The organism is Cutibacterium sp. KB22876 (assembly GCF_059728865.1).
This window is the reverse complement of sequence record NZ_AP040858.1, coordinates 447,081-459,636: the sequence shown is the minus strand read 5'-3', so window position 1 is coordinate 459,636 and position 12,556 is coordinate 447,081. Positions and strand designations below refer to the sequence as shown.

Genomic DNA, 12,556 nt, shown 5'->3' with positions numbered 1-12,556 from the left:
CGGTGGGGAGGGGACCCTCGGGCTGACCATCCCAGGTCGTCAGGATTCAGGAGTGCTCGTCGGGAACCGTCTCGAGGTCGTCCATCCATGCCCGGGCCACGGCGTCGGACGGCATTCGCCAGTCACCGCGCGGGCTCAGGGACCCACCGGCGACGACCTTGGGTCCGTTGGGCAGGGTGGAGCGCTTGAACTGGTTTCCGACGAATCGACGCAGGAACAGCCGCGTCCAGTCCTTGATGGCCGACAGGTCATAGGAATGGCGGTCCTCGTCATGGAACCCGGGTGGCCAGGACCCCACCGAGGCGTCGCGCCAGGCGTGATGGGACAGAAAGACGATCCGGCTGGGACGCATCCCGTGGCGCAGTAGGTGGTAGAGGGTGAAGTCCTGCAACTCGTAGGGGCCGATCTTCGCCTGGGTGGACTGGATCTTCTCCCCGGGGCGAGCCGGGACGAGCTCGGGGGAGATTTCCGTCCCCAGAACGGACTCCAGGACGATATTGGTGGCTTCGTTGAACTGGCCCGACGAAATGCACCACCGGATGAGATGTTGGATGAGGGTCTTCGGCACGCCGGTGTTGACCCCGTAGTGGCTCATCTGGTCGCCGACGCCGAAGGTGCACCACCCCAGGGCTAGCTCGGACAAGTCTCCGGTGCCCAGCACGATGCCGCCCCGCTGATTGGCGATGCGGAAGAGGTAGTCGTAACGCAGACCAGCCTGGACGTTCTCGAAGGTGACGTCATAGACGTCGGCCCCGTCACCGGCCGGGTGCCCCATCCCCCTGAGCATCTGGGTGGCTGCCGGCCGGATGTCCAACACCTCGCAGGGAATGCCGAGTGCCTGGCACAGGTCCAGGGCGTTGTTTTTGGTGTGGTCGGTGGTGGCGAACCCTGGCATCGTGAAGGCGAGGATGTCGGTGCGGGGACGGCCCATCTGGTCCATCGCCTTGGCTGCGACGAGCAGGGCATGGGTGGAGTCGAGGCCTCCCGAGACGCCGATGACGACCTTGGGAGCTCCGATCGACTCGAGGCGACGACGCAGGCCGTAGACCTGGATGTTGTAGGCCTCGTAGCAGTCCTGGGCGAGCTGGTCTGGCTTGTTCGGGACGAAGGGGAACCGGTCGACGGGCCGCTCGAGACCGATGTCGTCATGGGTCGGGTCGAGGGTGAAGGTGTTGGTGCGCCATTCCTCGTTGTGGGCACGAGCGTCGGACTGGGCCAGGGCGTTGTCGTCGAAGGACCCTTGCCGCATCCTCTCCTGACGCAACAGGTCGAGGTCGATGTCAGCCAGGCAGTACCCGGGCTCGGGGGAGAACCGGTCGGTCTCGGCCAACAGGGTGCCGTTCTCGTAGATCATCGCCTGGCCGTCCCAGGACAGGTCGGTGCTCGACTCCCCGGGGCCGGCGGCCGCGTAGACGTAGGCCTGAAGGTTGCGCGAGGACGTCACCTTGCACAGTTCGTGTCGCTGGCGGGACTTTCCGACGGTGATCGGGGAACCCGAGAGGTTGACCTCGACGACAGCGCCTGCGAGAGCGGCCTGGGAGGACGGGGACACCGGAACCCACAGGTCCTCGCAGACTTCCACATGGAAGGTGAGGTCCGGCAGGTCTGAGGCCTGGAAGAGCTGGTGGGGTCCGAAGGGGACCTCGGTCGAGGCCACGTGAGATTTCTGTCGCCCCGACAGGTCGATCGTCCCGCTGGTGTCTGCACCAGCCGCGAAGTGACGCTTTTCGTAGAACTCCCGGTAGTTGGGGAGGTAATTCTTGGGCACCACACCGAGCACCTGGCCACGGTGGACGACGACCGCGCAGTTGTACAGCCGGTTCCCCCTCTGCAAGGGAGCCCCGACGACGATGACCGGGAAGAGGTCGCGGGAGGCCTGACGCAGGGTCTCGATGGCGTCGATCACGGCATCGAGGACGACGTCCTGAAGCAGCAGGTCGTCGATGGCGTAGCCGGTCAGGCAGAGCTCGGGGAAGACGGCGATAGCCACGTCACGAGAGTTGAGCTCCCGGCAGGTGTCGAGAATTCCCGCCATGTTCGAGGCAGGGTCGCCGATGTGCACCGTCGTTGTGCACGCCGCGACTCGTGCGAAACCTTGGTCATATGCCGAGTGGAAATTCCCCTTCATGGGGCCAGTCTCGCAGAACCTGGGGTGCGGAAGCCCTGTTCACCCCAGTTCGCTGCTGCGCGGGGGATTTGCGCCGGCCTGAGAGACGGTGATGGCGGCGATGTGGGCTGCCCGCTGCATCACCTGTCGAAAAACGTCAGGCTGGATGCGGCCGAGATCCATGCGGTGCTCGGCCCCCAGCAGCCCGGTGGTCCACAAACTGTCAATGGTCGCCGACATGAAGGAATCCCCGGCACCGACGGTGTCGACAACCTCGGTTCGCTCCCCGGGGACGCGAATTTCGACACCAGCGGCCGTCATGGCCACCACGCCGTGTTTTCCCATCGTCAGGATGCCAATTTTGGGCCCCAACCCCATCCAGTCGGTAAGCATTTCGACCGGGTCAGCCCCCTCGCCCAGCCATTCCAGGTCCTCGTCGGAGGCCTTGACGACGTCGGCGAGTCGGACGAACTGCTCGACATCGTGGCGCGCAGCAGCTGGATCACCGAGCAGGCTGGGACGGCAGTTCGGGTCAAAGGTGATCGTCGCGCAGTCCCGGGCGGCGGCAACCGTCTGCACCACCACCTGACGTCCCGGCTCGATCCCGCACGCCAATGACCCGGTGTGGACGACGACGCAGTCATCGGGAATCGTGACCGACGGCAATGCCCACTCGAGGTCGAACTCGTAGCTAGCCTGGCCTCCCGTCAGGGTGGCGGTGGCCGTGGGGGTGCGCTCGGCTCCCCGTGACGGCCCGCTGAGACGGACGTTGTCGGCACCGACATGGGCCTCGATGCTCCGGCCGTGGTCGTCGGCACCGATCCAGGTGGCCAACTCGACATCGCGTCCCAGGCGGGCCAGCCCAACCGCCACATTCATGGGGGATCCGCCGGGGTGTTCGCTCACCCGTCCGGCATCATTGACGACGTCGATCAGTGACTCCCCGATGACAAGTGCGGTGGACATGACCTCTCCTCCCGATGGTGTCTCCAGTCTCTCGCACCCCGCGCAGCCGTCCTGGTGGAGGGCCAACCGTCGTTCTGCTACCAGCGTTGTATTCGGATAGCCAGGTTGCGGCCTCTAGACTGGATTTGATGATCGCCTCCGGAAGCACCCCGACCCCGGAACCGCGCGCCGGCTCTGGCCTCTGGCGCGGCGGTGGTTTCCTCGCTGCCCTGGTGGCAACGGTGTGCTTGGTCGCTGGCTGCGGATCATCCATGCCGACAGTGACGCCGTGTATCGATTCCGTTCCGGGCGCGGGTGATCTTCGTGCTCGTCATCGCTACCCTGTGACGTGCCCGACCGCTTCTCCCGAGTTGACGGCCAAGGCGTCCCCGAGTGAGGAGGCCCCGGACGGGCCGACTGACAAGGTCGGTGCCGACGAGCCCGATAACTCCGCCAGCCCCCAGACTGACGAATCGAGGCCCTCGATTCCCGGGCCGACTCCACCTCCCGCATCCCTGGCGGTGGGTGAGAAATCCTCGGCAGGCGCTGGAACCTATGTGCTGTGGGTCAAGGCGGAGAATCACGTCTACCTCGTTGACGATGGTGTGGTGAAGCGCTCGATGCTCACCACCGCCGAACCGTGGAAGACCCCGGTCGGGGACTACGAGATCGAGTACAAGGCTCGGCATGCAGCTTCGACCGAGGACGGTATTCGCTGGTACATCCCCAATTTTCTGGCTTTCTATCAACGCCCGGGAGCGATCGGCCACATTGGCTTCCACCAGATCCCGTGGGACGAGAAGACTAAGAAACTTGCTCAGCCCGTCTACACCCTGGGCATGCCGGGGTACTCGAGTCACGGCTGCGCGAGGTTGGCTCCGAAGGACTCGGAGGCTCTCTACAACTTTGCCCATGAGGGCACAAAGGTAAAGGTGCGGTGAGGGTGAAGGTGCGGTGAGTCGTCGACGCGACGAGGAGAACACCCTCGACCTGAGAACACGGCTGGGCCACAGCGTCGACCACGAGGACGTCGACTCGGGGAATCGCGACACCCTGGGGGCGACGACGGAGTCGGCTCGGGTCAGTAGGTCTGCTGGTGTTTTTGTCGCGGTCATGGCCATCACCGGTCTGGTGTGGGGCCTCAGCCTGGCGATCTGGGCTGTGACGCCCGGGGCGGATGGCACCAGCGGAACCATGCCGGCACGCGGCTGGTTCGGAAGCCTCCTCGTCGGTCTGCTCTACGCGATGGGGGTGGCGGTCATCCTCATCATCCCGGTCGTCCTGCTGGCAGCTCTGCTGGGGGCGAGGTTGGAGCGGCGGAGGAGTCAGCGCCTCGCTGGCGGGATCGTCGGGGGAGTGACCGTTTTGCTCGGAGGAGCGGGTTTGTACGCCTTGATACCGGTGTTCTCGGCGGTGGCCGAGGTCACCTGGCCTGCCCCCCTGTTAGCCATCGGGCTGGGGGCCTGGTGGGGTCCCTGGGTCATCGAGGGCCGCCGCTCGCGATGAGGCCGCAACGACAACCGTGGCCTAGAGTGTGAGGCATGACACAGAACACCCCTGTCGTTCCCACCCCTCCCAAGGCCCTGACGATCTCTGCCTGGGTCGCGGTCGCGTCCGTGATCATTCAGGCTGCGTTGGCCTGCTTCATGCTCTCCGGTGTTCACGGGCTCGGCGACGTGCACATGGGATTTGGAGTTCTGACCCTGGTGGCCGCCATCGTGGCTGCCGTCCTGGCTGTCATGTGGAAGCGTCACGGTGGCCCGTCGTCGATCGTCGGTCACGCCGTGGGCATGGCGGTGTTGGTCCTTGTCCAGTACGGCCTCGGCGAGATGAGCAGCGGCGGTGCGGTCAAGTGGATCCACGTGATCCTGGGCGTCGTCATCGTCGTCGGGCTGCTCGCTCTGCCCCAGTCGATCGCCAAGTCTTCCCGGAAGTGACGCAGGCTGGCGTCAGCAGGTAATTTTCGCCGTCGAGGCCCCGGTGACAGCCATCAGGTCTGATGGTGACAATTCCACCGACAGCCCGCGACGCCCGCCTGACACCAGCACTCGCGGCTGCTCCATCACCGATTCATCGATGCACGTGGGCAGCCGCTTTTTCTGTCCAAGTGGCGAAATCCCCCCGACGATGTACCCCGTTGAGCGCTCAGCTGCCGCGGGGTCGGCCATGGCGGCTTTTTTCGCACCCATCGCGGATGCGAAGGCCTTGAGGTTGAGCTGGCCACTCACCGGGACGACGGCGACGGCGAGTTTTCCCGAGGGAGCGAGCTCGACGATGAGGGTCTTGAGCATGATGTCCGGGTCGAAGCCGAGTTTTGCGGCCCCCTCGTCACCGAAGTGGTGGTTCGACGGGTCATGGTCGTAGCTGTGGAGGACGTGAGCCACCTTGGCCTTGGCAAGGGCTTTCGTGGCGGGGGAGGCAGAGTCAGAGGCAGGCATCAGTCCTCGAATCCGGCCCACACACGCAACCGGTGGGTCATCTCGTCGTCCTGGGGGGCTGGGCGACCGTCAATACTCAGGATGGGGACGATGCCGCGAATCGATGACAGTAGCCAGGCCCCTTGTGCTCGCAAGACCTCATCGCGCTTCATGAGACGGGTGGCCGTCTTGACCCCGTCGTCGTCAGCGGCTTCGAAGACGGTGTTGACGGTGATGGAGCTGAGGATCCCAGTGGCGCCGGTGGGGGTTGTCCACAGTCCGTCGGCAGCTTGGACGACCAACCCTGAGGTGGGTCCTTCCAGCAGGTAGCCCTCGGTCGAGGTGAAGATGACGTCGTCGGCGCCCTGGGACTTGGCGTAACGCAGCGCCGCGACGTTGACGGCATACGACAAGGTCTTGACGCCGCCGAGGAGCCACGGTGCATCGGCGAAGGACTCGCTCGTGACCCCTCGCGACAGGCACAGCACGTCGATTCCTTCCCTCTCCTCCTTGTGGGTTTCGGAGAGGGGAGCGATGATGAGGAACCCACGTGGCGGTCCGGGGACGACCTCGCGGCCGTTGGTATAGACGAGTTTGAGGGTGGCCTCTCCGGGGAGGCGCCAGGTACGCGCGGCGTCCTCGATGAGGTGCCGCCATGAGTCCATGTCAGGGGTGGGGCCATCCACGCCTGCGATCGATCGGGCGAAGCGGGACAGATGCTCCTCGAGATGATCGATTCGGGACGTCCCATCCTGTGCGGTGACGATACGGGTTGCGTCGAAAACTCCGTCCCCACGCAGCAGCCCGAGATCGTCTCCATGGCACACCATGGTCGAGGGCGGCACGACCCCTTCGCCAAGTATGGCTAGTAGGTATGGAACACTTGAACTCATGCGTTCAGCCTAGTTGAGTAGAAGTTGGGTGGTCACAGAGGCTGCCCTCCGCGACCACAGGAATGTCACGTATGGTTGGGCGTCGATATTCAGCCAGTTTGGCTGACGTCATATTACTAACGGACTGGGAGATCATTAATGACGGAGTCGTATCGCTCGTCGCAGACACGTCAGACCTACCACCACGGTCATCTGCGCGAGGCCCTTGTGGAAGAGGGCTTGGAGATGGCTCGCAGTGGTGGCGCCGAGGCGGTCGTGCTTCGTGAAGCGACTCGCCGAGCTGGCGTGTCACCCAACGCGGCGTACCGTCACTTCACGAACCGCGAGGCCCTTCTCGATGAGGTGGGCTTGGCGGCTGCCGACCAGATCGGCCGCAGGATGCGTGAAGCTGTGGCTGAAGCCCAGCCTGAAGACGATGAGGCTGAAGCAGTTGCCCAGCTGGTGGCTGCGTGCCGCGCGTACCTTGATTTCGCCCTGGCAGAGCCGGGATTTTTCGACGTCGCATACCGCATTTCGGATGCCGGCCTCGACATGATCGAAACGGATCGGTCGAAGGCACCGAATTTGCCCGACTCGGTCATCAGGGATGTTCTCGCCGACCCCGACATCAAGCTCTCGGAACGAGTCGATGTGCGCGACCTCGCCATCCTGCTGTGGTCGTTGCTTCACGGGTTTGCCTCGCTGTCGACCTCCGGTCCGTTGCGTGGTGAGAAGGCCTCCGAGCGAGCCGAGAACGTCCTCAACATCATTCGTGCCTCTCTACGTGGTGCGATTGCCCCAGCCTGATGGCTCGAGCGAGTCGCAATACGGACTTCCAGGCTGAGACCGGGTACCGCCAGATCCTGAATCTGGCGGTACCCGCTTTCCTGTCCTTGGTGGCTGAGCCGCTATTTCTCGTCGCGGATTCTGCGGTCGTCGGGCACTTGGGCACTGCCCAGTTGGCTGGCCTCGGTGTTGCCTCAGCAGCCCTGACGACGTTCACGGGTCTCTTCGTTTTCCTCGCCTATGCGACGACGGCCACCTCCTCGCGCCGGATGGGAGCGGGGGATCGCCATGGTGCGGCTCAGACCGGTGTTGACGGACTGTGGTTGTCCCTCATCATCGGAATCCTCGTCGCGATCATGCTGGTGGTCATTCCGACGACGGTTGCCAGGTGGTTCGGTGCCAGCGGCGTAGTCGCTGAGCAGGCCGGACGGTATCTGCGCATTACTGGTTTTGGTGTGCCCGCCATGCTCGCAACGATGGCCGTCACCGGGGTACTGCGAGGATTCCAGGACACTCGGACGCCCCTGATCGTCACCGTCATCACCTTCAGCCTCAACCTGGTGCTCAACCTGTGGTTCGTGCTCGGAATGGGGTGGGGGATCGAGGGATCGGCAATTGGCACCCTGATCTGCCAGATTGCCATGGCGGTGGCCCTGGTGTGGGTGTTGTGGAGACGTACTCACGGTCTCGACCTGAGCCTCGTGCCTCATTGGGGCGGTATCGCCTCGAGCCTGCGCGACGGCATCCCGCTGCTGATTCGTACCCTCGCGCTGCGGGCTGCCCTCTACGTGACGACGTGGGTGGCGGCACGAGCGGGAGCCATCACCATGGCTGCCTACCAGGTGACGATGACGATCTGGAACCTGCTCCTCATGACGATGGACGCCCTCGGTATCGCTGGTCAGGCCCTGACGGGAGCGAGTTTGGGAGCTGGCGACATTCGCCGCACACGGTTGTTGACCGGCACCATGATTCGGTGGGGGGCGTGGGCCGGAGTTGTCATTGGGGCGCTTCTGGCGGCATCCCACCAGTTGGTCCCCGCCATCTACACGAATGATCCGGCAGTTCACCGGGCGGTGGCGGCTGGTCTTCTCGTCGTAGCCGTTGAGCAGGTCATCGCCGGGCCGGCTTTCGTTCTCGACGGAGTGCTCATCGGAGCAGGTGACGGCCGCTGGTTGTCGAGGGCCCAGGTGGTGATGTTCCTGGTGTATCTGCCGATGGCATGGGCGGTTCATCTTTGGGCGCCAGCTGACCCAGCTGCTGCGGTCGTCTGGTTGTGGATCGCCTTTGGCGGGTTCATGGCCGTGCGCTGCGGGATTCTGGCCTGGCGGGCTCACGGGGATGCCTGGATGCGGACCGGAGCCTGAGCGAGCCTCGACTGGCTCGTTGGCTCGTTGGCTCGAGGTCGATGGGCGTCGGACCAGCCTCCTCCCGCGACGGAACGGCTCAGTCGAAGCGAACCTGTTGCGCCCCAGGAACCGAGTCGTACCTCTCAGGAGCACTGGTGAGCACCACGATCTGACTCGTTCGAGCCCCTTGGACAACCTCGGTGAGGATGTGCCTGACCCTCACTGGGTCCGAGTAGACCAAGGCATCGTCAAGGATCACGGGAACTCCGTCATCGGGGTCAATGAGGCGGGCCGCAGCCAATCGGACCACCAGTCCCAGCTGTTCCCGGGCTCCCGATGACAGCTGATCCCACTCCAGGCGTGCGCCCCTCAGTTGGCGAGCCACCACCGTCAGAGTGGAGTCGATCTCGACGTGGAGGTCTTGACCGAACACGGCCCTGCCGATCCGGTCGATCTCGCTGGTGAACGGGGCCACATAGGACTGACGCACCTGGTCGAGGTGACGGCTGAGGGTTTCGTACAGCAGCCTCGTTGATCGTGCTCGGCTTTCCAGCCCGGCGACACGTCGGGAGAGCTGGTGTTTCTTGCTGGCCAAGGCGTCGACGTCGGCCTGGCGTTCCTGGCGGCCCAGGCCAAGCAGCTGGCCCTTGAGCTCCAACTGACGGTCGGTGTCCTCCTTGAGACGAGAGGTTGCCTTGCTGAGGGCCAGCTGGCTTCCCTCTGCCTCGGCATGGACCTGGTCGGGGTTGCGTTCGGCAAGGGCAGCTGCGGCGCGTTCGGCGTCGACCTTTGCGACGCGATCTTCCTCCTCGGCGATCGTGAGAGCCTCGGCCAGGTCGCCGTCCGGGATGGCCTCCCGTGCGGTGGCAAGCTCCTCGGCGAGTCGGGTGACGGTCTCGGCCGCGCTGTCGAGGTCGATATTGGCGCGGAATGACTTCTCATGGGTCTCGCCGCGACGTTTGTCCACCGCTTTGAGGCGAGCCTGGGCCTGGCGTTCAGAGTTGCGCGCTTCGTTGGCCTTGGCGACGGCGTCGTCCTCCAGCTTCTGGGCCTCTGTGGCCGTGAGGGTAACTTCCTCGCTGGCTTGATCGGCGAGCGCCTCGAGCTCCTGGATGGTGCTCTCGCCCTGCTCGCGCTCCAGCTGCTCTTTCCAGGAAGCGAGGTTCGACTGGAGGACCTTGCGCTCGGCCATGCGGGCCTCGGCCTGTTCCAGGCTGGCCACGCCGAGCTCCGCGAAGAGGGACACGACCGCTTGGTGCGCCGTCTCCGCGTCGCGTGCCAGGTTCATGACCTCGGAGGTGGGGGAGATTCTCAGTCGCCACGCATCGCCCATCTCCATGACGAGCTCACCGTCGATGCTGTGCTGGCTCGTCTGGCCGACAGGCAGATCAAGTGTGGCGCCGTCGATCCGTAGGGGATCTCCCTCGTCCCGATGCTCGATGATGAGCTGGGTGCTGGCCAGCGCCGCTGCTTCCTTGGCGATGGCGTCGGTTTTGGCGGCTTCCTTGAGCTTGGTCAGCAGCTGGCTCGTCACCTTCTCGGATTCGAGACGTTGCTGTCCGTCAGAGAGGCGCTCCCTGAGCTCGATGACGCGGTCCAGTTGCTTGCGCGCCTTTGCGGCCTCCTCACCGGCTCGTACAGCGGCGAGGGTACGTCGTGCCCCCTCCTCCGCAGTCTCGGCCTCGGTGACCTTCGACGCGGCGTCGTCGAGGGCGCTCTGGGTCTCCGCGAGTTCAGCGGCTAGCGCTCGGTCCTTCTCGGCATTCTCGACGGCCACCTGCTTGCACTGTTCATGCCTCTCGCGAGCCTCGGTGAGGCTCTCAACGAGTTTGACTCGCACCCCGTGAGCGGATTTGGCCTCGGCGTGATGCTGCGCCGCCTCCTTGGCAGCGCGACTGGTGGTCTCAACCTCCTTCTCCAGCTCGGTGAGACTGTCGAGGGCAGCTTTGGTCTGCTGACACTCGGCCGTCTTCGATGCCACGACGTCGTGGTCGTGGCTGATCTGCTCATTGATCCGAGTGAGAGCCTCGACGACCTCGTCAACCTCCTTGAGACGTGTCGAAGCCTCGTCGAGTGCATGGCTGACGGCCTCCAGCTGCTCCCGTTCCTGGAAAGCTCCCCTCCGTTCCTTGCCGGTGGTGGGTTGGTAGTACACCTCGTACTCGGCACGCACTCGGTCCATGAGACCGCCGATCGAACCCTCGTCGGGTTTCTGACCGCCTGCCTGCTCGAGCGCTGCTGTCAGAGCCTTGGAGGAATCCAGTCGCAGTGGCGACAGACTGCTGGCTTGCATGAGCCGCAGGGCATTCCACAGCGTCATGTCCGCTCCGACCAGCAGAGTTTCCATCGTTTCGACGGCCTCGTCCCCAGTGACGATCTGTCCGGCCCGTGGACCTGAGATGAACCTCAACCAGGATTCCTTGTCCTTGAGGAAGCTCTTGCGGTGGGCAAAACGATGCTCACCGATCGTCATCTCGGCCTCGACGACCACCGGAAGTGAGGTGCCGTAGCGCTGGGCCCGTCGAACCTCCTGTGCCCGGGAGGAAGCCTTGTACTTGGTGCCGAGGACGAGGTCCAGCGCTTCGACCATCGAGGTCTTTCCGACCTCGTTGGGGCCATTCGCGACGACGATCCCGGTATCGGGCAGTTCAAGGGTGCGGTTCTCGATGGCCTTGAAGTTCTCGACGTGGATGCGATGCAGCTTCATCGTGTCACCTCCGCAGCGCGTGTCGACGGGTTCTCCGCGTTCACGAGCCGGCGCAGGAGGGTCAGCGCCGAGACGGCGTCCTCATTGGTGGCACACATGGTCGACAATTCCGCAGCAGCATCCCTCACCCAGCTCGGTAGGTCGGCATCGGCCAGGCTGGCATCGTCTCCGACGACCGTGAGATCGTGGCGGTTCTCACTGGGCTCCAAACTGGCGAAGACCGTCTCGTGGTCGGCGATGATCTCGTCGAGCTCGGCCTTCTGGGAGATGGTGAGCTGGCCATGCAGGTCATAGCGGATGATGGTGCGGTCCCGGTGGTCGAAGGAATTGAACCGGTCCCTCAGGGCTTCCAGATCTGCCTCGCCTGCGACCTCCTGACTGACTCGCGCGTGCAACCAGGTGCCAACCTTGATCGTCTTGCAGGTGAGCGGGGCGTCGAGGTCGACGACAACTGCGGTGCCGACGGTGTCCTCGTTGAAGCTCGTCGTCTCCTGGGTGCCGCTGTAGCGAATTGCAGCGTGGTCATCGCCGACCGGCCATGCGATGTGGCGGTCTCCCAGAGCGACGTAGGCCAATGCGCCACGGGCAGTGGCATCGTCCAGGGGAGCCCGCGAGATGAGGGCCTCCCGGGTGTCACCGGACAATCCCTCGAGCTGGCCGTGGCCAACCAGGATGCGAGGGGTCTGGGTGGGCTCCAGACTGGTGGCGAGTTCTGCCAGCGGATCCGTCGATGGATGCCGAGTCGTCAGGGGAGCGGCGACGATCTTCGCGATGACGGAGCCATTAGCGTCAGTGACGTCGACTTCTGACCGGTCACGCAGGACGCAGACATTGTCAGGGCAGCGACGGGTGAATTCCGTTCCATCCCACAGACATCCGGGCTCAAGGCTGTCGTGGTTTCCCGGTAGTAGGTACACAGGCAAGCCAATGGAGGCCATCGCCTCACAGCTGCGGGCGATGATTTGAGCAGAGACGTTCTGGGTCTCGAAGACGTCGCCGGCTACGACGACGAAATCGCAATCTTCCTGCCGGGCGACCTCGCCCAGCCTGCGCACCGTCTCGATGCGATCGGCAGTGAATCGTGCCTGCGGGTCATCATCGCCCCGCTTGGACAGGTAGTGCCGAGTCATCCCCAGCTGCCAGTCCGAGGTATGGAGGAATCTCGTCATGGCAACACGATAGGAGAGGACCCGGACATTTCTGTGCGACGGATGTTCTGGCTTGTCAGGTGGGGGTTTGGTGGAGTTTTGGCAATCAGCTCTGCTCGGTGGTGCTGATCCCGAGCTTCAGGGCATCGTCCTTGACGGCACACGTGAGCGTCGCCTTCGGCGTTGGCAGTCGTGGAGGTGCCGTTGGCAGCGATGATGTCAGTC

At 64.4% G+C, this 12,556-nt stretch carries 11 protein-coding genes; 5 read left to right on the top strand and 6 right to left on the bottom strand.

Features of this window, described 5'->3' with window-relative positions; genetic code table 11:
* Nucleotides 1-46: 46 nt before the first annotated feature.
* Nucleotides 47-2,128: an NAD(+) synthase gene (locus AC6I1W_RS02145; protein WP_117189529.1), complete on the bottom strand. Its 2,082-nt coding sequence runs from the start codon at nt 2,126-2,128 to the stop codon at nt 47-49.
* Nucleotides 2,129-2,167: 39 nt separating this feature from the next.
* A complete protein-coding gene (locus AC6I1W_RS02140; protein WP_117189528.1) occupies nt 2,168-3,073 on the bottom strand; it encodes a carbohydrate kinase family protein in 906 nt (301 codons plus the stop codon).
* Nucleotides 3,074-3,087: 14 nt separating this feature from the next.
* Between AC6I1W_RS02140 and AC6I1W_RS02135 the strand changes: the two genes are divergently transcribed.
* Genes AC6I1W_RS02135 through AC6I1W_RS02125 form a run of 3 tightly spaced genes read left to right on the top strand, consistent with a single transcriptional unit; the run spans nt 3,088 to nt 4,989 of the window.
* Nucleotides 3,088-3,993 carry a L,D-transpeptidase gene (locus tag AC6I1W_RS02135; RefSeq protein WP_311734341.1) on the top strand — a complete coding sequence of 302 codons (906 nt, stop codon included), beginning with the start codon at nt 3,088-3,090 and terminating at the stop codon, nt 3,991-3,993.
* 13 nt (nt 3,994-4,006) lie between these two features.
* Entirely contained in the window at nt 4,007-4,558 is a 552-nt protein-coding gene (locus AC6I1W_RS02130) for a hypothetical protein (protein ID WP_117189527.1), read from the top strand.
* Nucleotides 4,559-4,593: 35 nt separating this feature from the next.
* The gene (locus tag AC6I1W_RS02125; RefSeq protein ID WP_117189526.1) at nt 4,594-4,989 is read left to right on the top strand and encodes a hypothetical protein; all 396 of its coding nucleotides are present in this window, start codon (nt 4,594-4,596) and stop codon (nt 4,987-4,989) included.
* Between the two features lie 12 nt (nt 4,990-5,001).
* Here the strand turns inward: AC6I1W_RS02125 and ybaK are convergent, their stop codons facing one another.
* Both ybaK and AC6I1W_RS02115 read right to left on the bottom strand, forming a co-directional pair.
* Nucleotides 5,002-5,490 (bottom strand): Cys-tRNA(Pro) deacylase, encoded by a 489-nt coding sequence (gene ybaK / locus AC6I1W_RS02120; protein WP_065673098.1) that lies wholly within the window; start codon nt 5,488-5,490, stop codon nt 5,002-5,004.
* Nucleotides 5,490-6,362 carry an aminodeoxychorismate lyase gene (locus AC6I1W_RS02115; protein ID WP_117189525.1) on the bottom strand — a complete coding sequence of 291 codons (873 nt, stop codon included), beginning with the start codon at nt 6,360-6,362 and terminating at the stop codon, nt 5,490-5,492. The genes ybaK and AC6I1W_RS02115 overlap by 1 nt, the downstream gene beginning before the upstream one ends.
* 138 nt (nt 6,363-6,500) lie before the next feature.
* Here AC6I1W_RS02115 and AC6I1W_RS02110 point away from each other — a divergent pair, with 138 nt between their 5' ends.
* A complete protein-coding gene (locus AC6I1W_RS02110; RefSeq protein WP_493536888.1) occupies nt 6,501-7,148 on the top strand; it encodes a TetR/AcrR family transcriptional regulator in 648 nt (215 codons plus the stop codon).
* Nucleotides 7,148-8,494 carry an MATE family efflux transporter gene (locus tag AC6I1W_RS02105; protein ID WP_117189524.1) on the top strand — a complete coding sequence of 449 codons (1,347 nt, stop codon included), beginning with the start codon at nt 7,148-7,150 and terminating at the stop codon, nt 8,492-8,494. The genes AC6I1W_RS02110 and AC6I1W_RS02105 overlap by 1 nt, the downstream gene beginning before the upstream one ends.
* Before the next feature lie 79 nt (nt 8,495-8,573).
* Here AC6I1W_RS02105 and AC6I1W_RS02100 read toward each other — a convergent pair whose 3' ends face one another.
* Nucleotides 8,574-11,183 carry an ATP-binding protein gene (locus AC6I1W_RS02100; protein WP_117189523.1) on the bottom strand — a complete coding sequence of 870 codons (2,610 nt, stop codon included), beginning with the start codon at nt 11,181-11,183 and terminating at the stop codon, nt 8,574-8,576.
* Nucleotides 11,180-12,352, bottom strand: a complete 1,173-nt coding sequence (locus AC6I1W_RS02095; protein ID WP_117189522.1) for a metallophosphoesterase family protein — start codon at nt 12,350-12,352, stop codon at nt 11,180-11,182. Before AC6I1W_RS02095 ends, AC6I1W_RS02100 begins: the two co-directional genes overlap by 4 nt.
* Nucleotides 12,353-12,556 lie beyond the last annotated feature (204 nt).

Bases quoted from the DNA above. Each gene is read 5' to 3' on its own strand.
- AC6I1W_RS02125 (WP_117189526.1), top strand. From the start codon at position 4,594: ATGACACAGAACACCCCTGTCGTTCCCACCCCTCCCAAGGCCCTGACG.
- AC6I1W_RS02110 (WP_493536888.1), top strand. From the start codon at position 6,501: ATGACGGAGTCGTATCGCTCGTCGCAGACACGTCAGACCTACCACCAC.
- AC6I1W_RS02145 (WP_117189529.1), bottom strand. From the start codon at position 2,128: ATGAAGGGGAATTTCCACTCGGCATATGACCAAGGTTTCGCACGAGTC.
- AC6I1W_RS02115 (WP_117189525.1), bottom strand. From the start codon at position 6,362: ATGAGTTCAAGTGTTCCATACCTACTAGCCATACTTGGCGAAGGGGTC.
- AC6I1W_RS02135 (WP_311734341.1), top strand. From the start codon at position 3,088: ATGGTGTCTCCAGTCTCTCGCACCCCGCGCAGCCGTCCTGGTGGAGGG.
- AC6I1W_RS02105 (WP_117189524.1), top strand. From the start codon at position 7,148: ATGGCTCGAGCGAGTCGCAATACGGACTTCCAGGCTGAGACCGGGTAC.
- AC6I1W_RS02100 (WP_117189523.1), bottom strand. From the start codon at position 11,183: ATGAAGCTGCATCGCATCCACGTCGAGAACTTCAAGGCCATCGAGAAC.
- AC6I1W_RS02140 (WP_117189528.1), bottom strand. From the start codon at position 3,073: ATGTCCACCGCACTTGTCATCGGGGAGTCACTGATCGACGTCGTCAAT.
- AC6I1W_RS02095 (WP_117189522.1), bottom strand. From the start codon at position 12,352: ATGACGAGATTCCTCCATACCTCGGACTGGCAGCTGGGGATGACTCGG.
- ybaK (WP_065673098.1), bottom strand. From the start codon at position 5,490: ATGCCTGCCTCTGACTCTGCCTCCCCCGCCACGAAAGCCCTTGCCAAG.